Raw genomic sequence first — 18,110 nt, 5'->3', positions numbered from 1 at the left:
AAGCGCGGCCCTCATGGACCGCGACGTTGGCAACCGGACAACAGCCCATGAACCACACACGCGCCGCGACCAGAGAAGCGCTTTAAGGAGCCCCGATGGGAATGGAACGACGACTGAAGGTCCTGAGCATGAGCGGCGAAGCGACATCGATGGAGACCGAGACACGCATCAAGGCGGCCTTCGCTTCCTCGGACATGAAGCAGATCGACCAGCACTTCGGCGCGGCCGAGTCGTTCGTCGTCTATTCGATCGATTCGCGGGAGCATCACCTGCTCGAGGCGATCCAGTTCGCGCGGCTCGAGATGGACGGGAACGAGGACAAGCTCGCCGCCAAGATCGCGGCGCTCGAGGGCTGCGACGTCGTCTATTGCGAGGCGGTCGGGGCCTCCGCAGTGAGCCAGCTTCGCGCGAAAGGCATCCAGCCCATGAAGGTCAGCTCGGGAACCTTGGTCAGCCGCTTGATCCGCGATCTGCAAGGCGAGCTGCGGGACGGCCCGAGCGCCTGGCTCGCGCGCACGCTCGCCGTCCGGGCCCCCGGTCGTAACCGTCGCTTCGATGCGATGGAGGCGGAGGGCTGGAGCGAATGATCGAAACACCCGCCACCGTCGTCGCCGTGAAGCCGGGCGTCGCCTGGGTCGAAACCGTTCGGCAGAGTGCCTGCGGGAGCTGCGGGAGCGCCGGCAGCTGCGGCACCTCCGTCGTCGCCAAGCTCTTCGGCGCACCTCGGAGCCGGCTGCGGATCGACGACGCGCAGGGGTTGCGGGTCGGCGAGCAGGTCGTGATCGGCATCCCGGACGGGACCCTGGTGCGGGCCTCGTTCGTCGCCTACCTGATTCCGCTGCTGTTCCTGATCGCCGGCTCGGGCGTGGCGACGCATCTCGGTGCAGGCGAGGGTGGCGTGGCCCTCACGGGACTCGCGGGTCTCGGCATCGGATTCTGGGTGAGCGGCCGTTTGACCGGCGGGCCATCCGCCCGGGAGCGCTATCGCCCGGTCTTGGTACGCCGCGCGGCCTCGGCCGAGGTCGGGATCCCCATGCTTTTCTGAAACGCAACCTGCATGAACCATACGTCCAAGACGGACGACTACTGAGAAGAGGAAATCACCATGACCGAGACACCTACCGGAATAGCCGCTGACGAGGGCCTGATGCAGTCGCAATTCGTGGTGGAGATGGACCGCCAGATGCGTGCGATCGACCCCTACGGCGAATTCGACAAGCTCTCCACCGCCGAGATCCTGGAGCCCTTTATCCTGACCAAGGAAAAACGTCAGGCGATTCCTTTGGTCGGCGATCCCGACGAGATCGTCGTGGCACGGATCAAGGCCTTCTACAACGCCATCTCCGCCATGATCGAGTCCGAGTGCGGACTCATGGCCGTGCCGCTGGTCCACCTGAGCCACGAAGGGTTCGGACGCGTCGTCATTACGGTCGGCAAGCTGGTCGTGCTGGATCGCTCTCTGCGCGACGTGCACCGATTCGGCTTCCCAACCATTTCGAAGATGAAGGACGAGGCCGACAAGGTGTTGTCGGTCGCGCTCGAGCTGATCGGGGAGCATTCCAAGGTCGCGGGCCTTTAAATCGCGCGCTCTGTGAACTGCGCCCTTTGCACGGGGACTTGGGCCTATTGGCTATCCATGACCATGGCGGGGCGCGATTTAAGTGACTGATAAATAGTTATTCGACCTTGGGGGTTGCCTGGATGACGGCTGATGAGATTCGCGCCTTGGAGAAGGCCGTGAGCAAGGCGAAACGGATCGCCACCGAGCGGGCCGGTGAGCTGCATGACCTGGTCGAGGACCGGTTGCCCGCGGGTTACGAGGAGATCCCCGGAATCGCTCAGGCCACTTACGATGCCTGCCTTGCTTGGGCGCAGGCCAATGCTGCGCTTAAGGCGGCCCAGGCCGAGAGTGCTTGAGCGAAACCCCTTTTCAACATGGAGAAATACCCATGAGTGTCATTACCGGGATTACCCGCGGCGGTATCGAATGGACGCCCGCGTTCATCGAGAGCATCAACCAAAACAACTGCATCGGCTGCGGTCGCTGTTACAAGGTCTGTCCGCGTGACGTCTTCGAGCTGGTCGATCGCGAGGATCTCGACCTGGAGGAGCTTGAAGACGAGGGCGACGACGATTTCGACGAGGCGCCGGGCATGGTCATGAATTTGAAGGATGCGCTCGACTGCATCGGCTGTCAGGCCTGCTCGCGGGTCTGTCCCAAGAAGTGTCTCTCGCACGAGCCGCTTGCAGCCGCTGCTTAGGTGATTTCCGGGAAAGCATCGATGCAGGTAGGGGCGACTTAAGTCGCCCCTTGTATGTTCTGTTCTGAAGGGATAGACAAGGAAAGCGATAAAGGGATTTGATGCGGAGTTCCCGGGAAGCCGTTCGCCCCTGAAGCCTGGATATCGTGTTCGGATGTTCAGAGCTTGCATGTAGATGGGCTCCCCGCCCTCTTCGCCCATACCGAAGAGTATCCGAGGCCGTGGACATGTCCGCGAGCCTGCATACACAAGGTCGGTAGGCGAGGGTACAGGGTCGGGGAACCGGGGATCATGGTATCGCGTTGCAACCCGAAGAGACAGACAGATGAATACAGCCGGAATCGATGTGGCCCACAAGACCCTGGCGCTGGCCGTCGGCACCGAGGAGACGCTCGGCAAGGTCCGCGAGTTTGCCAACACGCCAAGCGGTCATGCCGCGTTGATCAAGGCCTTGCACAGTGCGCGGGTGGAGCGGGTGTGCCTGGAGGCGACCGGCAGCTATCACCTGGACCTGGCGCTGGCCATCGACACGGCCGGCGTGGCGCTGATGGTGCTCAATCCCAAGGCCGCCAAGCGCTTTGCCGAGGCCCTGCTGACGCGCAACAAGAGCGATGCGGTGGATGCCGGCGTGCTGGCGCAGTTCGCCCGGCGCATGCCGTTCGAGCCGTGGCGGCGCCCGGCGCCCGAGGCCTTGGAGCTGCGCGCCTGCGCACGGCGCCTGGAGGCGCTGGTGGCCGATCGCACGCGGGCGAAGAACCAACTCCATGCCCTGCTGCAAAGCACCACCACGCCGGCCGTGGTGCTCGAGGACGTGCGCCTGAGCATTCGCCAGTACACCGCCCAAATCGAAGCCCTGCGTGACTGGGCCGAAGCGCACATCGGCGCCGACGCGCAGCTCGCGCAGGTCTACCGGCTGCTCACCGGCATCCCCGGCATCGCCGCCGCCAGCGCCATCCAGCTCATGGGCGAGCTGCTGGTGCTGCCCGAGGACATGCGCGCCAAGCAATGGGTCGCCCTGGCCGGACTGGATCCGCGCCGCAGCACCTCGGGCACCAGCGTGAACAAACCACCGCGCCTGAGCAAGGCCGGCAACGCCCACCTGCGCAAGGCGCTGTTCATGCCCGCGCTGAGCGCCGCGCGCCATGAACCGCACGTCAACAGCTACTACCGACATCTCATCGAAGCGCGCGGCCTGAAGAAGATTCAGGCCGTCTGCGCGGTCATGCGCAAATTGCTGCATGCCATCCATGCCATGCTCAAACACCGCCAGGCGTTCGACGGCAGCCGCTTTGGCCTGCTCCGCGAGGCCGCGCCATGAGCGCCACGGCACGCTCCTCGGTTGGCCCGAGCGCACGTGCGTGGCCGTCCACACGGAGTCCGCCTGCGCCCCACCCCGCAGCACGTCCTATCCATCATCGAAGGTGATTCCGACGGGGTTGGCACCTGCTCAACGACCGTCCCGCCGAGACAACGATGACGATAGAAAAAATTGATGGATAGGAGGCAAATCGGACTTGCGTCAGAACAGAGTATCTACACCCGCGCGCCGCAGGTACGGTGCCCGGCACCTGCGGCTGGGCGTATGAGACGGGTTACTATCGCGCCCGCAACGCGCGCAACCGCTTGAGTGCGGCGGGATAGTCGTAGGAGTCGATCATCCGCCCCAGGGTCACGATCTCCTCGCCGAGCGACCGGCGCAGCGTTGGCGCTGCATCGGCGAAGGTGCGATTGACTTCGGCGTCATCGTTCGACAGCAGTCGATCCAGCGTGGCCAAGAGCGGATCGATCTCGGATCGATCCGATGTGAGCGGTGCCTGCGCGGAGCTTGCTGCCGGGGATATCCCGAGCGTCTCTGCAACTGTCTCGGTGTCGGTTTCGGGCACCCCGGCCGCAGGCCGGATAATCCATTGCCGCAGCAGTGCATAGAGGGCCTCGGGGTCGAACGGCTTGGCGATATAGTCGTTCATGCCGGCGTCCAGACAGCGGCGTCGATCATCGTCGAACGCGCTCGCGGTCATGGCGATGATCGGGGTGTCGTGGTGGTCCGGGAGCCCGCGGATCCGTCGGGTCGCCTCGAGGCCGTCCATCACGGGCATATGCATGTCCATCAGGATGGCGTCGTAGGCCGTCTGCTCGACCATCGCCACCGCCTGCGCGCCGTTGTCGACCACATCGATCCGCATGCCGGATTCGGTCAGGAGGTCGTAAGCGACCTCCTGATTAATCGGGTTGTCTTCCACCAGCAGCAGATGTGCGCCGTTCGGCAAGCCTGCGCGGCCGTGCGTGCCGTCACGCGGCTCGGCGAGGCGTGCGGCGGCGTACCCGGCGAGATTGCCTCGACGCAGACGCGCGGTCGCCCAGAAGAGGCTGCCCGCGCCGGGCCTGCTCTCGACGCCGACCGCACCGCCCATCAACTCGGCCAGACGTCGGTTGATCGCCAACCCCAGCCCGGTGCCGCCGTAGCGGCGGGTCGTGGAGGCGTCGAGCTGCTCGAAGGCGCGAAACAAGCGCTCCTGGTCTTCGGCGGGAATGCCGATACCGCTGTCCTCGACCTCGAGGCGCAGCAAGATGTCCTCCTCGCCGGTTTCGATGATGCGTGCACGCATCCGGATCAACCCTTGCTCGGTGAACTTGATGGCGTTGCCGACATAGTTGAGCAGGATCTGGCGCAGCCGTGTGGCATCCCCGATCAGGATCGGCTCGCGCTCGAGCAGCGGATCCTGCTCGACCGCCAGCGCGAGCCCGCGCACGCGCGCGCGCTCGGCCATCAGCGCCGCTGAATCCCGAAGCAGCGCGCCGAGATCGAACGGGGCGGATTCGAGGATCATCTTGCCCGACTCGATCTTCGAGAGGTCCAACACCTCGTTGATGAGGCGCAGCAGGTGGCCGGACGCACCCACGATCTTCTCCAGCCGATCCCGTTGCTCGGCATCCGCGATCCGCGCGCGCAGCAGATAGGTGAGGCCGACGATGGCGTTCAAGGGCGTGCGGATCTCGTGACTCATATTCGCCAGGAAGGCGCTCTTGGCCTGGTTGGCCGTTTCCGCCTGACGGCGTGCCACCTCGAGCTCGGCCGTGCGTCGCGCCACCAGCTCCTGGAGGTGATGGCGATGCTGGTCGAGCTCGTCGCTCATCCGCTTGCGATCGGTGATGTCCTCGATCACCGAGATGAAGTAATCGGGCGTGCCGTCGGGTTTGCGCGCGAGCGAGACGGTCAGATTGGCCCAGACGATGTCGCCGTCCTTGCGGATATAGCGCTTCTCCATGGCGTAGTGGTCGATCTCGTCGGCCAAGACGCGATGGACGGCGTCGAGATCCATCTCCAGGTCATCCGGGTGTGTGATGTCCTGGAAGGCGCGGCCGAGCAGCTCCTCGACACCGTAGCCGAGAATATGACAGAGCCGCTCGTTCACCCTCAGCCAGCGTCCATCCGGGGCGACCATGGCGATGCCGACCGCCGCTTGCTCGAAGGTCCCGTGGAAGCGCGCCTCGGAGGCGCGCGAGCGGGCCAACGCGTCCTCCGCTTGGGCACGTGCAAGCTGAGCGTCTTCCATCAGGTTGAGCGCGGCTAAGCGATCATGCTCTCGATCGGTCGGTGTCGACGCCGGGGACGTCCCCTCGGGCTGTTCTGCTCGGTCGGAGACGTCCTCGTGCGCCGTTTCGGAGCGATCCGTCTCGAGTGCGGCCTCACTCGCCGCAAGGCGCAGGGAATGAGCAGGCTCCCGGCCAAGCTCGCGCGACAGCCGATCGACCTGCCGCTTGAGCGCGATCATCGCCAGCTCGCGGTCGACCATGGCGCGGTTGAAACGCTCGAGCTGAGCGTTGCGCGACCGCAGTGCCTGCATGGCCTCGAGGCGATCGCGGATGTCGTGGCAGGTGACCTGGATATCGGTGTATCCATTGACGGCGTAGGAGACGGCGCTCACTTCGGCAGGGAGGATCGAGTCGTCCAAAGCGAGCAGCGCCTCCTGCATTACAGGCACGCTCACGCCGGGAGCGGAGCGCAGGATCGCGATACGGGCCCGCACGGCCGCATGATCGTCGGGGCGGAAAAGATCATAGATCGAGCGACCGACGAGCTCGCCCGCGTCCCGCACACCCAACAGGCGAATCCCGGCCGGGTTGATGTAATGGATGCGATCGTTGCGATTGATGAAGATGAGATCAGGGGCGTTTTCGACGATCCGGCGATTGCGCTCTTCGCTCGCGCGCAGGGCGTCCAGGTCGTGGCGGCGGCGTAAACGCTCGATCAGCAGCAGACCCAGTGCCAAGGTGATTAACGGGTGGATGATCATCACCGGCAGGCTGATGGTCGCGAGAACCGCGCGGGCCGTCTCCCAGGGCAGCGTCAGCATGAGGGCCAGCATGACGGCATGCACGACCAGCCCCAGTGCGTAGAGCCGGTGCCAACCGATGTCCTCGATTGGGCCGGGCAAGGCGCGGCGCCACATCAGACCGATCAGCCCCGAGGCCAGAATGACCGAGATGCCGGTCAGGGCCGCCGGGCCACCGAGCATTCCGCGGTAGAGGGCCGCCGTCAGCATGGCGATCAGTGTCGGTACAGGTCCGATGAACAGGCCGCTGATCGCGAGCAAGACCGAGCGTGTGTCGAAGACGATCCCGGGCATCAGTGTGGCGCCGATCTTCATCAGCAGCACGCAAATAAGTCCGATGAGCAGGCCGATGCCGACGGATGAACGATTGATCCAGGCCATGTGCCCTTTGGATAAAGCGAGATCGATGACCTGCGCGAGCCCGAGCAACAGGGCCGAGTTGAGCAGCAGCGAGAAGCTGAACTCGATCAGCGTCGGGGTACTCATCGCGATCCGCTCCGCGTATGCGTGTTGAGCCCCACGTGCGCTCGGTAGATCACTGCCGACCCGGTAGACCGAGACGCCCAAACGTCGCCTCGCCGCGGAAGGGCTCGGTCTCCTCGGGCTCGGGTAGGGCGAGCTCTCGGCCCTCGCGCAGCAGTCCCTCGAATGCTTCCGCGGGAATCGGCCGGCTGAAGAGGTAGCCTTGCATCTCGTCGCAATCGTAGGCGTAGAGGAATGCGAGCTGCTCGCGCGTCTCGACACCTTCGGCGATCACCGAGAGACTCAGGCTGTGCGACAACGAGATGATCGCCCGCGCGATGGCCGCACTGCTCGCATCTTCCACGAGACCGCGCACGAACGATTGGTCGATCTTGAGACGATCGATGGAGAAGCGCCGCAGATAGGCCAGCGAGGAAAACCCGGTCCCGAAGTCGTCGATCGAGAGGCTGATGCTCAATGCCTTGAGCCCCTCGGTCGCGCGTGTGAAGGCTTCGGTGTCCGCCATCAAGATGGTTTCGGTGAGCTCGAGCTCGAGCGCATCTCCGGGCAGGCCGGTCTCTCGGAGCACGCGGCCCGTCATCGCGGCGATGTCCTGCGAGGTGAATTGTCGTGCCGAGAGATTGACGCCGACGGTGATCGGCGGCAAACCGGACTCCCGCCAAACGCGGTTTTGAGCACAGGCGGTGCGCAGCACCCACTCGCCGAGCGCCAGGATGAGGTCGCTCTGCTCGGCAATCGGGATGAAATCGACGGGGGGCAGGAGTCCGCGCTGCGGGTGCTGCCAGCGCACCAATGCCTCGGCGCCGATGATGGCACCCGTGCTCAGGCTGACTTGCGGCTGATAGTGCAGCACCAGCTCGTCATGCTCGATGGCGTGCCGCAGGCCGTTTTCCAGGTCCAGGCGCTCGAGTGCGCGGGCGTTCATCTCGACGGCGTAGAACTTCATGAGATTGCCGCCGGCATGCTTGGCCCGGGTCATCGCCGCGCCGGCGTTGTGAAGCAGCGTCTCGCTGTCGGCGCCATCCCGCGGATAGAGCGCCATCCCGAGGCTTGCGCTCAGGAAGAACTGCCGCTCGTCCAGACGGCAGGGCCCGGAAAGCGCGCCGAGCAGCTCCTGCCCGAGCCGCGTGACCGCCTCGGCGTCCTCGCTGTCCGCCACCACGACGAACTCGTCACCCTCGCTGCGCGCCAGCGTGACGTCGCCCGGCGTCACCGCGGCAAAGCGTCGCGCCACCTCCTGCAACAGGTTGTCGCCCGCCGCGTGTCCCAGGCTGTCGTTGACGGCCTTGAACCGGTCGAGATTGATCAGAACGACGGCGAGGAGCGCACCGGACTCGCGGCAGCGCGCGACACCTTGGGCGATCCGGTCGGTCAGCAGGTTGCGGTTTGGAAGACCCGTGAGCGCGTCGAAGTTGGATTTGTGCTCGATCTCGGCGATATAGCGCTTGCGCTCGCCGATATCGCGAAAGGTGGTGACCGCACCGATCAGCGCGCCGTCCTCGAGGATGGGTTGGCAGGTCAGCTCGACTTCCAGGAGGGAGCCGTCCTTGTGCCGAAAACGGTCCTCGCGGCGGTGGATCGCATGTCCGCCGCACAGGCAGGCGCAGAGCGGACAGGCGTCGGAGGTCTCCGGACCTGCGTCGCATCGGGGGAGATGAAAGGTTGCGTGGGCACCCCGACCGATCAGTGCCTCGCGCGTATCACCGAGCATGGCGGCAGCTGCGGGATTGATGAAAACAATGTGGCCGTGCGCGTCGGTCCCGCAGATGCCTTCGCCGACGGACAGGAGGATCTGCTCGCGCTGATGGCTGCGACGGACGACTTCGGCTTCGAGTCGGGCGTTCTCGTCGCGCAATCTGTCGCGTGCCTGCTTCAGCTCGAGGTGGGTGCGGACCCGCGCGAGGACGATGGCGGGCTTCAACGGCTTGCCGATGTAGTCCACGGCGCCGAGCGCAAGGCCGCGGTACTCGTCCTCGTTCGCGCTCAGTGCCGTGACGAATATGACCGGGATGTCACGGGTCGTCGGGTCGGCTTTGAGCCGCTTGATGACCTCGTATCCGTCGAGGCCTGGCATCATGACATCGAGCAGGATGAGGTCCGGGATCGGCGCACTCGCGGCGACCTGTAGTGCGCGCGCGCCGGAGTTGGCGACTCGCACCACATAGTCCGGCAACAGCAACCCGCTCAGGACGCTCAGATTCTCCGGGGCGTCATCGACGATCAGGATCGTCGGTTTGTCGGCCATGTCGGTGTGCTCCGCACCGCGAGGAAGGATCGGTTCACCTCAGACGTTGCGCGAGGGGGCGAGACGCAGGGCCGGATCTCGGCGCCCGTGAACTTGCTTCCGTCGCAGGGGGGCTAACTATGAAGCTTAGCACCCGCCCGACCCTGCCTGCTCGGTGGGTCGGGGTTGCGCCGCTCGATCGGCCTGCCGGGATCGGCCAGTCGAGCGATCTGCCGGATTCGGTGGTCCGATCAGGCGGTAATGGGCACGATGGTGATATCGACCCGGCGGTTGAGCTGCCGGCCTGCTTCGGTCTCGTTCGAGGCGATCGGCTGATTCTTGCCGTAGCCGGTTGCGATGATGCGCTGCGGTAGGACGCCGTCGGACTCCATATAGTACTGAACGGCACCGGCGCGTCGCTGGGAGAGGAGCTGGTTGTGCTCCGCCGAGCCGGTGCTGTCGGTATGGCCGGAGATCAAGAGCTCGGTTTTGCCGTACTTGCTGACGATGGCCGAGATCTTGTCCATGGTGCTGTAGAAGCCGGGCTGGATGCGGTCCGAATCGATCTCGAAGGTGGTCGCACCCGTCATCCGGACCAGCAGTTGATCATTCGGCAGCTTCTGCACGCTGATCATGCCGCTGGCGATCTCATCGGCAAGCGCCTTTTCGAAGTCCTTGCGTTGGTTTTCCATGTAGGCGCCAACGGCGGTCCCGATCAGGGCCCCGCCGACCGCGCCGATCAAGGCACCGCGTCCCGCATTGGCGCCGAACGAGCCGATGATCGCACCCGCGGCGGCGCCTCCGGCGGAGCCGAGCGCCGCGCCCGCGCCGGTCTCGGTTAGGCCGGAGCCATCTGCGGCACAGCCGACGACCAGGACGGCGGCAAGCGCGGAGGCGGCGAGGCGTTTCAAGGGACGTAATGTCATCTGGGTTCTCCCGTGGCGAGTCGTGATCGGAGGTCGAATTCGTGACCGCCGATCATACCAGAGGCGCGCGCGTCCCGTGTCGGGGGGGAACTGCCGAAATTACCTCCTTTCCTGCTGCGCTGTCAGCGCGTCGGCGCAAACCGCTCATGTGATCTCTCACAAGATGCACGCGAGGGCTTAATCGTTGCGGGCGCTTGTCTCGGGACCGAGCGACACAACATGTTCCCGAACGCAACGTCGTCACCCGCGGGACATCCGAATCAATGCTCAGACTTGTCGTCAATCTCGTCGCTTTCCAGATCGCCTGGTTCGCCTGCGTGCTGGGCGGTGCGCACGGATGGCCTTGGCTCGGGGTCGGCGTGGCCGCGCTGGTCGTTGCCTTGCACCTTTGGATGTCCGACGCGCCGCGTCGCGAGGTGATGCTTTTGGTGATCGTCGGCGCCATCGGTGCCGTTTGGGACGGATTCCTGGTGCGCTTCGGGTTCCTTGAGTATCCGTCCGGCATGCTGCTGTCCTGGCTCGCCCCGGTCTGGATCATCGCCATGTGGGTGGCGTTCGCGACGACCCTGAACGTCGCACTGAGCTGGCTGAAAGGACGTTGGACCCTGGCGGTCGTGCTCGGCGCGATCGGCGGGCCGCTCGCCTTCTACGGCGGGTACAAGCTCGGCGCCGTTGTCTTTCCGGACGTGGTCGTGGCGATGGCCGTCCTTGCGGGCGGCTGGTCCTTCCTGATGCCGCTGAGCGCCTGGCTGGCGCAGCGGTTCGACGGCGCGGGTTTTCCGAAGGCCCCCGCTTTGGCCCCACTCACGGAGGATAGTGCACATGTTTGATCTCGATCTCTATCTCGCCGGCTTGGGGGCCGCGCTCGGGATGGGTCTCGGTGCCTGGCTGGTCAGCTTGAAGCTGAACGACGTCAGTATCGTCGACTCGCTCTGGTCGCTCTTCTTCCTGCTGATGGCGGCGGTCTTCTTGTCGGGCGCGCCCGAGGTGGGCGAGCGCGCCTACCTGATCTTCTTCCTGGTCACGCTCTGGGCAGTGCGCCTGAGCGTCTTCATCACCAAACGCAACTGGGGCCACGGCGAGGACCGGCGCTACCAGGCGATCCGGGCGGAGAACGAGCCGGGTTTTCGCTGGAAGAGCCTCTATATCGTCTTCAGTCTGCAGGCGATTCTGGCCTGGGTCATCGCGCTTCCGCTGCTTGCGGCGACACTCGGTACCAACCCGCTCGGGTGGCTGGACTACGCGGCGCTCTCGCTTTGGCTGGTCGGGCTCTTCTTCGAGGCGGTCGGCGACCAACAGCTCGCCGACTTCAAAGCGCGTCCCGAGAACAAGGGTAAGGTCATGGACCAAGGGCTTTGGCGCTACACCCGTCATCCCAACTATTTCGGCGAGGCCTGCATCTGGTGGGGCTACTTCCTGTTTGCGCTCGCGGCCGGCGGTTGGTGGACGATCGTCTCGCCGGTGCTGATGACCTTCCTGCTGCTGCGCGTGTCCGGGGTGGCCTTGTTGGAGAAGGATATCGGCGAGCGCCGACCGGCTTACCGCGCCTATATCGCGCGAACCAACGCCTTTTTTCCGGGGCCGCCGCGGCGGGCGCGGAGTGATTCGAATCTTTAGAGAGATTAGGTACCGGGAGAGATGCAGATGGAAATCAAACAACGCTGGTCGCGACGCGCGATCGGGGAGCAGATGCGGGTGCTCGCAAGCCGTTGGTGGACGGTCGCGGCGGTGGCTCTGATGGTCGGCGCCGGACCCTTGGCCTCCGCCAACACCGAGTCGGCGAATCTGAGGTTCAAGGTCTTCCTCGATCAGGATCCGATCGGCGAGCACAGCTTCGATATCCACGCGCTCGGCGAGGAGGCGCAGGTGTCGAGTCGCGCCAGCTTCGACATCAACTTCTGGATCTTCACGGCCTACAGCTACCGTCACGAGAGTCGGGAGACCTGGCGCGACGGCTGTCTGCAGACGATCGACGCCAGCACGGACGACAACGGCAAGGACTACCGTGTGCGCGGCGAAGACAGCGGGGAGTCGCTCGCACTGTCGGTGAACGGCGAGTCGCGGCGTCTGCCCGGCTGCGTCATGACCTTCGCCTATTGGGACCGTGATTTCCTGAAGCAGGACAGACTTCTGAACCCTCAGACCGGCGAGCTGGTGCCGGTCCGGGTGCAACCGCAGGGGACCGAATCCATCCGCTTCGGCAGCCAAGAGGTCGCCGCTGCACGTTATAAGCTCAGCACCGACGAGCTCGAACTCACCCTCTGGTACTCGGACAAACACGGCTGGATCGGTCTCGAAAGCGATACCGGCAAAGGCAAGACGCTGCGTTACCAACGGATGGCGCCGACATGAAGAGACTCTCGGCCCTTTTGCTCATCACACTCGTGCTCGCCCTTGCGAGCGGCTGCACCGAAGAAGGAGGCGCGCCCATGGATACCGTCAAACAGGTCGATCTCGAACGCTTCATGGGCAAGTGGTACGTGATCGCCAATATCCCGACCTTCGTGGAGAAGGGCGCCTACAACGCCGTCGAGTCCTACGCGCTCAATCCGGACGGCACCATCGCGACCACCTTCACTTTCAACAAGGACGGGTTCGACGGGCCTTTGAAGACGCACAACCCGAAGGGTTTCGTGCGCGATACCGACACCAACGCGCTCTGGTGGATGCAGTTCATCTGGCCCTTCAAGGCGGACTTCCGCATCGTCTGGCTGGAGCCCGATTACAGCATCACCGTTATCGGCCGGGCCAAACGCGACTATGTCTGGATCATGGCCCGCGCGCCCGAGATCCCGCAGGCCAAGTACGACGAGATCGTCGCCTTCCTCGGCGGGCTCGGCTACGACACGAGCAAGATCGAGAAGGTGCCGCAGCGTTCGGGCGGGTGAGGCGTGGGCGGGGGCGTTTGCCCCCGCACGTCCCCTCTCGGTAGTGCGCTCGAAGACTCAATCGGGCTCGCGGATGAGCGCCCGGGCTTGTGCCGGCGAAAGAATCCGAACCTTCTCTTGAGCCGTGGCCAGATCAAGTAGATCGGCATCGCCGCTGATCAGCCAGTCGGCATCTCCGACAAGCGCTGTCCACACGAGCTTGTCGTCGTCCGGGTCGCGACTGAAACGCATTCGGTCGTGGTCATGCTGATCCAACTCAACCCATTCCGCTGCCGCACTGAAGTCGTGAAGGAGCGCTTGACGGTGCTCCAGCGTGAGGTATCGGTCGAATTTGGGACGCCACAAGCGGGTCTCCAGCTCGGCGAACGTTTCCCGGGAAAACAACAAGCGTCCGTGCTCAAGTATGAAGTTCGTCACAAGCGAGGGCGGGTGCCGGTCGTCAATGCGGCCGAATCGTTCGATTCGTTCAATGCGCGTCGATCCTCATCCGCGTCGTTTCTCGTGTTCATAGCCATGTGTTCGGCGCTTCTCGGCACGAGAGCAACTGCCTCGTGTGAGTTTTTTCGTTGCCCTGTCGGCATCCCCTTCCTTATCCTCCCCCGATTCGGGTCGACCGACCCGCCTCCAGGCAGCTCGCATCATGTCCGTCAACGCTTGGCTCAAGTCTCATCGCCCGCTTGCCGGTGCTGCGCTCAAGCGCACCATCGGGCTCGGGGTGGGGCAGGGTCTGCTCGCCATCGCACAAGCCTGGTTGCTTGCCTTGATCCTGAATGCCGTGATCTTCGAGGGGGCGGGTCTGACCGAGATCGGGCACCTGATGGCGGTCTTGCTGGTTCTCTTCCTGGTGCGCGGGTTCACCGTCTGGCTGGGTGAGCGCTCGGCCTTCCAAGCCGCTGCCTTGGTGCGCAGCGGATTGCGCGATCAGGTCTTTCGCCACCTGCAACGACTCGGCCCGCGCTATCTGGCCAACGAGCGCAGCGGCGCCTTGGTCGAAATGCTCACCAAGGGAATCGATGACCTCGAGGGTTATTACGCCCGCTTTCTCCCGGCCATGACGCTGACGATGATCCTGCCCGTGGTGATCCTGGTCGTGGTCTTTCCGGCGGACTGGGTCGCGGGTGCGGTCATGCTGGTCACCGCGCCCCTGATCCCGCTCTTCATGATCCTCATCGGATCGAGCGCTCAGTCCAAGAATCAGCGTCAGTGGAAGGAGCTCGCACGCATGAGCTCGCATTTCCTCGACGTCATCCAGGGCCTGACGACCCTCAAGCTCTTCGGGGCGAGCCGTCGCGAGGCGGACGAGGTCGCGCGCATCTCCAACGCCTACCGCAGCAGCACCATGCAGGTCTTGCGGGTCGCCTTTCTCTCCTCGGCCGTCTTGGAGTTCTTCGCCGCCATCGGCATCGCCATCATCGCGGTGTTCGTCGGCTTTCGGCTTTACGGGCTGGTGATGCCGATGCCGGATTGGCTGATGGCGCTCCCCGAGATCACCTATCTGCAGGGCCTCTTCATCCTGATGTTGGCGCCCGAGTTCTACGCCCCCTTGCGCAACATGGGGATTCAGTACCACGCACGCATGGCCGCCGCGGCTGCCGCCGAGCAGATGATCCGGGTCCTGGATGCCGAGCCGGAGGCGCGATCCGCACCGGATGCGAACCCACCCGATCGGGCCGCGTCCGGCCACGCCTCGCTGCAGGCCCCGCGCCCCTTCGGTCTGCGTTTTCAGGACGTGCATTTCAGCTACGAAGCGGGCCGCGACGCGCTGTGCGGCATGGACTTCGAGGTCCCCGCAGGCGCCCGTGTCGCGCTGGTCGGGACCAGCGGGGCCGGCAAGACCACGGTGATCAACCTCCTGCTGGGCTTTCTCTCGCCGACCTCGGGGCGGATCCTGATCGGCGATCAGGCGCTCGCCGACCTCGATCTCGAGGAGTGGCGCAGCCACCTCGCCTGGGTCCCGCAGCAGCCGCGTCTCTTTCAGGGGACGATCGGCGACAACATTCGGCTCGGCCGCCCGGATGCGGATATCGAATCGGTCCGCGCGGCGGCCCGTCGCGCACGTGCCGCCGACTTTATCGAGGCGTTGCCCGCCGGCTACGACAATCTGGTCGGCGAGCGCGGCGCCGGTCTCTCGGGCGGTCAGATCCAGCGCATCGCACTCGCTCGCGCCTTTCTGCGCGACGCCCCGCTGGTCATCCTGGACGAGGCGACCGCCAACCTCGACCCGGAGAGCGAGCGTCTGGTGCAGGAGGGCATCGAGGAGCTGGCCAAGGGTCGCACCCTCTTGGTCGTCGCCCATCGGCTCGCGACCGTGCGCCGGGCGGATCGCATCCTGGTGCTCGCCTCGGGCCGGGTGGCCGAGTCCGGGACACACGAGATGCTCTCCGCGTCGAACGGGATCTACGCCCGTATGATCGCGGCCTACGGCCAGACCGCCCCCGGGCAGGCCGACGTTTGGAATCCGGAGCGGGAGAACGACCGATGAAGGAGCTGTTGCGTCTCTGGAGCCTGTTTCGGCCCTATCGTGGCTGGATGATCGCCGGCACCCTGATCGCCCTCCTGACCTTGATCGCCAACGTCGCGCTCATGGCCTTGGCGGGCTGGTTCATCACGGCGATGGCGGTGGCCGGTGTCGCCGGGGTCGCCATCAACTACTTCGCGCCCGCCGCCCTCATTCGGCTCAGCGCCGTCGTGCGCACCGCCGGCCGTTACACCGAGCGCCTGGTCAATCACGAGGCCACCTTCCGGCTGATCGCCGAGCTGCGGGTCTGGTTTTACCGCCATCTCGAGCCGCTGGCCCCCGCGCGTCTGCAGCAATATCACAGCGGCGACCTGCTGAGCCGTATCCGTGCCGACATCGACGCCCTGGACAACCTCTACGTCCGCGTCCTGGTGCCCGTGGCGGTCGCCGCCATCAGCGCGGTGCTCTTCTTCGTCTTCCTGCTGCTGCACGACCCGCTGTTGGCGCTCTCCGGACTGGCCTTTCTGCTGATCGCAGGCGTTGCCTTGCCCGTCTGGTCGCAAGGGCGCGGTCAGGCCCCGGGGCGTCGCCTCGCCGAGGACGAGGCCGAGCTGCGTGCGGCCGTCATCGACGGTGTGCAAGGAATGGCCGAGCTGACGATCTACGGGGCCAACGAGCGCCAGGCCCAACGCGTCGAAGCCCTGGGGCGGCGGCTGATCGCCGATCAGGCCCGCTTGAGCAGCGATCACGGCGTTACCCAGGCCGCCGTGGGTCTGAGCGCGAGCCTGAGCCTCTGGGTGCTGCTCTGGTTGGGCATACCCATGGTGCACGACGGCACCCTGATGCCGCCGCAGTTGGCCATGCTCGCACTCTTCACGCTTGCGAGCTTCGAGGCCGTCGCACCCTTGCCCCAGGCATTCCAGCTCCTCGGCCGGACACTGGCCGCGGCGCGGCGGATCTTCGCCATCGTCGATACCGATCCGCCCGTGGTCGAGCCGACTGCACCCTCGCCCCGACCGGAGCGTTTCGACATTCGCTTCAGGGGTGTCGGATTCAGCTATCCCGGTGCGTCGACGCCCGCCGTAGCCGATATCGATCTCGATGTCCCGCAGGGCACCCGTGCCGCGGTCGTCGGCGCCACCGGCTCGGGCAAGAGCACGCTCTTCAATCTGCTGCTGCGCTTCTGGGAGCCGGACGCCGGGGACATCAGTATCGGCGGTCACTCCATCACCGCCTTCCGCGGCGACGACCTGCGCAGCCATATCGCGGTGGTCAGTCAGCAGACCTATCTCTTCGACACCACCATCCGCGAGAACCTGCAGATCGCCGCGCCAGAGGCTACGCAGGAGGCCATCGAGGCCGCCTGCCGCGTTGCCCAGATCCACGACTTCATCAGCGAGCTGCCCGACGGCTACGGCACCTGGGTCGGGGAGACCGGCGTGCGTCTCTCCGGCGGACAGGCCCGGCGCATTGCCGTTGCCCGCGCCCTGCTCAAGGATGCCCCCATCCTGCTGCTGGACGAGCCCACCGAGGGCCTCGATGCCGAGACCGAGCGCAGCCTCATGCAGGCGCTCGACCGGCTTATGGTCGGGCGCACCGTGCTGCTCATCACCCACCGTCCCGCCGGGCTGGACTGGGTCGATGGCGTCCTCGTCCTCGACAACGGCCGCGAGGTCGCCCGCGGTGACTCCAAGGTCATCCCGGAAGCCACGCAGGGGGCCTTGCTGCGAGACGTCGCGGGCGCGACGGCGTAAGCTGACGGTGAGCGAGCACATCCCAGGCACAGGACTATCCTCATGACCCAGCCCGCGGCGCTTCTTCACCTCGGTCTCGACGACTATCTCCAAGGCGAGCTGGCCAGCGACATCCGCCACGAGTATGTCGCCGGTCAGGTCTTCGCCATGGCGGGAGCCGGCGAGTCACATAACCGCATTGCCGGAAACCTGTTCTTTCACCTGCGTGCAGCCACCCGCGGCAAGCCCAGCGGCGTCTTCATCAGCGACATGAAGGTGCGGGTGGCGGCACACGAGGCATTCTATTACCCCGACGTGCTCTTGACCTGCGATCCGCACGACCGGGAGTCGCTCTACAAGACCTCCCCCTGTCTGATCGTCGAGGTGCTCTCGCCTTCGACCGAGATCATCGACCGTCGCGAAAAGCTCATCGCCTACCGGACACTGCCGTCGCTGCGCGACTATCTGCTGGTGGCGCAGGACAGCCGCCGTGTAGAACGGTTTCGGCGCACGGAGGAAGGGGATTGGCGCCACGAGATCATCGACGACGGTGACTTGACCTTCACCTGCGGCGGTCTCGAGGTGCGCCTCTCAGTGGCCGATCTTTACGAAGACGTCGTGCTCGAGGGTTGAACTCGGCGGAACTCAAGCCGGAGTCGCGCTAGGCGACGGACCGGGCATTGGATCGGATCATGTCGGCCTCATCGGGTTACCGTGAAAGATGCTCTGCGCGGGAGACAAACCCGCCCGTGACCGCCCGGCGGCCTGAAAAACACTCAAACTCTTACGAAGGCTCAGGCAGC

Annotated in this window: 17 protein-coding genes; 13 read left to right on the top strand and 4 right to left on the bottom strand. The window is 65.2% G+C overall.

From position 1 onward, the window contains the following. The first annotated feature begins 95 nt into the window (after positions 1-95). The 6 genes from BLV04_RS18930 (at position 96) to BLV04_RS18905 (ending at position 3,579) form a co-directional block, all read left to right on the top strand. On the top strand, positions 96-587 hold the full coding sequence (locus BLV04_RS18930) for a NifB/NifX family molybdenum-iron cluster-binding protein (RefSeq protein WP_093036000.1): 492 nt from the start codon (positions 96-98) through the stop codon (positions 585-587). Beyond that, a complete protein-coding gene (locus BLV04_RS18925; protein ID WP_093035998.1) occupies positions 584-1,045 on the top strand; it encodes a SoxR reducing system RseC family protein in 462 nt (153 codons plus the stop codon). The genes BLV04_RS18930 and BLV04_RS18925 overlap by 4 nt, the downstream gene beginning before the upstream one ends. 60 nt (positions 1,046-1,105) lie before the next feature. Next, positions 1,106-1,579 (top strand): NifX-associated nitrogen fixation protein, encoded by a 474-nt coding sequence (locus BLV04_RS18920; RefSeq protein ID WP_093035995.1) that lies wholly within the window; start codon positions 1,106-1,108, stop codon positions 1,577-1,579. 122 nt (positions 1,580-1,701) lie between these two features. Next, positions 1,702-1,917, top strand: coding sequence for a CCE_0567 family metalloprotein (locus tag BLV04_RS18915; protein ID WP_093035992.1), 216 nt, complete (start codon positions 1,702-1,704; stop codon positions 1,915-1,917). 32 nt (positions 1,918-1,949) lie between these two features. Then, positions 1,950-2,261 carry a ferredoxin III, nif-specific gene (fdxB, locus tag BLV04_RS18910; protein ID WP_093035989.1) on the top strand — a complete coding sequence of 104 codons (312 nt, stop codon included), beginning with the start codon at positions 1,950-1,952 and terminating at the stop codon, positions 2,259-2,261. Between the two features lie 325 nt (positions 2,262-2,586). Further along, positions 2,587-3,579 (top strand): IS110 family RNA-guided transposase, encoded by a 993-nt coding sequence (locus tag BLV04_RS18905; RefSeq protein ID WP_093035986.1) that lies wholly within the window; start codon positions 2,587-2,589, stop codon positions 3,577-3,579. A 277-nt stretch (positions 3,580-3,856) separates the two neighbouring features. Here BLV04_RS18905 and BLV04_RS18900 read toward each other — a convergent pair whose 3' ends face one another. The 3 genes from BLV04_RS18900 to BLV04_RS18890 form a co-directional block, all read right to left on the bottom strand. Then, positions 3,857-7,081: a PAS domain S-box protein gene (locus BLV04_RS18900; protein WP_139191965.1), complete on the bottom strand. Its 3,225-nt coding sequence runs from the start codon at positions 7,079-7,081 to the stop codon at positions 3,857-3,859. Between the two features lie 49 nt (positions 7,082-7,130). Further along, the gene (locus BLV04_RS18895) at positions 7,131-9,323 is read right to left on the bottom strand and encodes an EAL domain-containing response regulator (RefSeq protein ID WP_093035980.1); all 2,193 of its coding nucleotides are present in this window, start codon (positions 9,321-9,323) and stop codon (positions 7,131-7,133) included. 230 nt (positions 9,324-9,553) lie between these two features. Continuing rightward, entirely contained in the window at positions 9,554-10,228 is a 675-nt protein-coding gene (locus tag BLV04_RS18890) for a YiaD family glycine zipper/OmpA-like lipoprotein (protein ID WP_093035977.1), read from the bottom strand. Positions 10,229-10,491: 263 nt separating this feature from the next. Here BLV04_RS18890 and BLV04_RS18885 point away from each other — a divergent pair, with 263 nt between their 5' ends. The 4 genes from BLV04_RS18885 to BLV04_RS18870 are packed head-to-tail and all read left to right on the top strand — an operon-like array spanning position 10,492 to position 13,116. Further along, positions 10,492-11,058: a DUF2878 domain-containing protein gene (locus tag BLV04_RS18885; protein ID WP_093035974.1), complete on the top strand. Its 567-nt coding sequence runs from the start codon at positions 10,492-10,494 to the stop codon at positions 11,056-11,058. Beyond that, entirely contained in the window at positions 11,051-11,845 is a 795-nt protein-coding gene (locus BLV04_RS18880) for a DUF1295 domain-containing protein (protein WP_093035971.1), read from the top strand. Before BLV04_RS18885 ends, BLV04_RS18880 begins: the two co-directional genes overlap by 8 nt. 27 nt (positions 11,846-11,872) lie before the next feature. Further along, on the top strand, positions 11,873-12,580 hold the full coding sequence (locus tag BLV04_RS18875; RefSeq protein WP_093035968.1) for a DUF6134 family protein: 708 nt from the start codon (positions 11,873-11,875) through the stop codon (positions 12,578-12,580). After that, entirely contained in the window at positions 12,577-13,116 is a 540-nt protein-coding gene (locus BLV04_RS18870; RefSeq protein ID WP_093035965.1) for a lipocalin family protein, read from the top strand. Before BLV04_RS18875 ends, BLV04_RS18870 begins: the two co-directional genes overlap by 4 nt. Positions 13,117-13,173: 57 nt before the next feature. Here BLV04_RS18870 and BLV04_RS18865 read toward each other — a convergent pair whose 3' ends face one another. Further along, positions 13,174-13,533, bottom strand: a complete 360-nt coding sequence (locus BLV04_RS18865; protein ID WP_245731948.1) for a putative toxin-antitoxin system toxin component, PIN family — start codon at positions 13,531-13,533, stop codon at positions 13,174-13,176. A gap of 223 nt (positions 13,534-13,756) precedes the next feature. Between BLV04_RS18865 and cydD the strand changes: the two genes are divergently transcribed. Genes cydD through BLV04_RS18850 form a run of 3 tightly spaced genes read left to right on the top strand, consistent with a single transcriptional unit; the run spans position 13,757 to position 17,940 of the window. Next, complete coding sequence (gene cydD / locus BLV04_RS18860) at positions 13,757-15,598, top strand: thiol reductant ABC exporter subunit CydD (protein WP_093035959.1); 1,842 nt, start codon at positions 13,757-13,759, stop codon at positions 15,596-15,598. Continuing rightward, on the top strand, positions 15,595-17,328 hold the full coding sequence (cydC, locus tag BLV04_RS18855; protein ID WP_093035956.1) for a thiol reductant ABC exporter subunit CydC: 1,734 nt from the start codon (positions 15,595-15,597) through the stop codon (positions 17,326-17,328). The genes cydD and cydC overlap by 4 nt, the downstream gene beginning before the upstream one ends. A gap of 42 nt (positions 17,329-17,370) precedes the next feature. Beyond that, positions 17,371-17,940 carry a Uma2 family endonuclease gene (locus BLV04_RS18850; RefSeq protein ID WP_093035953.1) on the top strand — a complete coding sequence of 190 codons (570 nt, stop codon included), beginning with the start codon at positions 17,371-17,373 and terminating at the stop codon, positions 17,938-17,940. Positions 17,941-18,110: the final 170 nt, after the last annotated feature.

The organism is Thiocapsa roseopersicina, from assembly GCF_900106925.1.
GTDB lineage: Bacteria > Pseudomonadota > Gammaproteobacteria > Chromatiales > Chromatiaceae > Thiocapsa > Thiocapsa roseopersicina.
This window is presented reverse-complemented; position numbering and strand designations above follow the sequence as displayed.

Coding starts and splice junctions, on each gene's coding strand:
- fdxB (WP_093035989.1), top strand. CDS start 1,950: ATGAGTGTCATTACCGGGATTACCCGCGGCGGTATCGAATGGACGCCC.
- BLV04_RS18875 (WP_093035968.1), top strand. CDS start 11,873: ATGGAAATCAAACAACGCTGGTCGCGACGCGCGATCGGGGAGCAGATG.
- cydD (WP_093035959.1), top strand. CDS start 13,757: ATGTCCGTCAACGCTTGGCTCAAGTCTCATCGCCCGCTTGCCGGTGCT.
- BLV04_RS18930 (WP_093036000.1), top strand. CDS start 96: ATGGGAATGGAACGACGACTGAAGGTCCTGAGCATGAGCGGCGAAGCG.
- BLV04_RS18920 (WP_093035995.1), top strand. CDS start 1,106: ATGACCGAGACACCTACCGGAATAGCCGCTGACGAGGGCCTGATGCAG.
- BLV04_RS18885 (WP_093035974.1), top strand. CDS start 10,492: ATGCTCAGACTTGTCGTCAATCTCGTCGCTTTCCAGATCGCCTGGTTC.
- cydC (WP_093035956.1), top strand. CDS start 15,595: ATGAAGGAGCTGTTGCGTCTCTGGAGCCTGTTTCGGCCCTATCGTGGC.
- BLV04_RS18850 (WP_093035953.1), top strand. CDS start 17,371: ATGACCCAGCCCGCGGCGCTTCTTCACCTCGGTCTCGACGACTATCTC.
- BLV04_RS18890 (WP_093035977.1), bottom strand. CDS start 10,228: ATGACATTACGTCCCTTGAAACGCCTCGCCGCCTCCGCGCTTGCCGCC.
- BLV04_RS18905 (WP_093035986.1), top strand. CDS start 2,587: ATGAATACAGCCGGAATCGATGTGGCCCACAAGACCCTGGCGCTGGCC.
- BLV04_RS18880 (WP_093035971.1), top strand. CDS start 11,051: ATGTTTGATCTCGATCTCTATCTCGCCGGCTTGGGGGCCGCGCTCGGG.
- BLV04_RS18895 (WP_093035980.1), bottom strand. CDS start 9,323: ATGGCCGACAAACCGACGATCCTGATCGTCGATGACGCCCCGGAGAAT.
- BLV04_RS18900 (WP_139191965.1), bottom strand. CDS start 7,081: ATGAGTACCCCGACGCTGATCGAGTTCAGCTTCTCGCTGCTGCTCAAC.
- BLV04_RS18925 (WP_093035998.1), top strand. CDS start 584: ATGATCGAAACACCCGCCACCGTCGTCGCCGTGAAGCCGGGCGTCGCC.
- BLV04_RS18870 (WP_093035965.1), top strand. CDS start 12,577: ATGAAGAGACTCTCGGCCCTTTTGCTCATCACACTCGTGCTCGCCCTT.
- BLV04_RS18915 (WP_093035992.1), top strand. CDS start 1,702: ATGACGGCTGATGAGATTCGCGCCTTGGAGAAGGCCGTGAGCAAGGCG.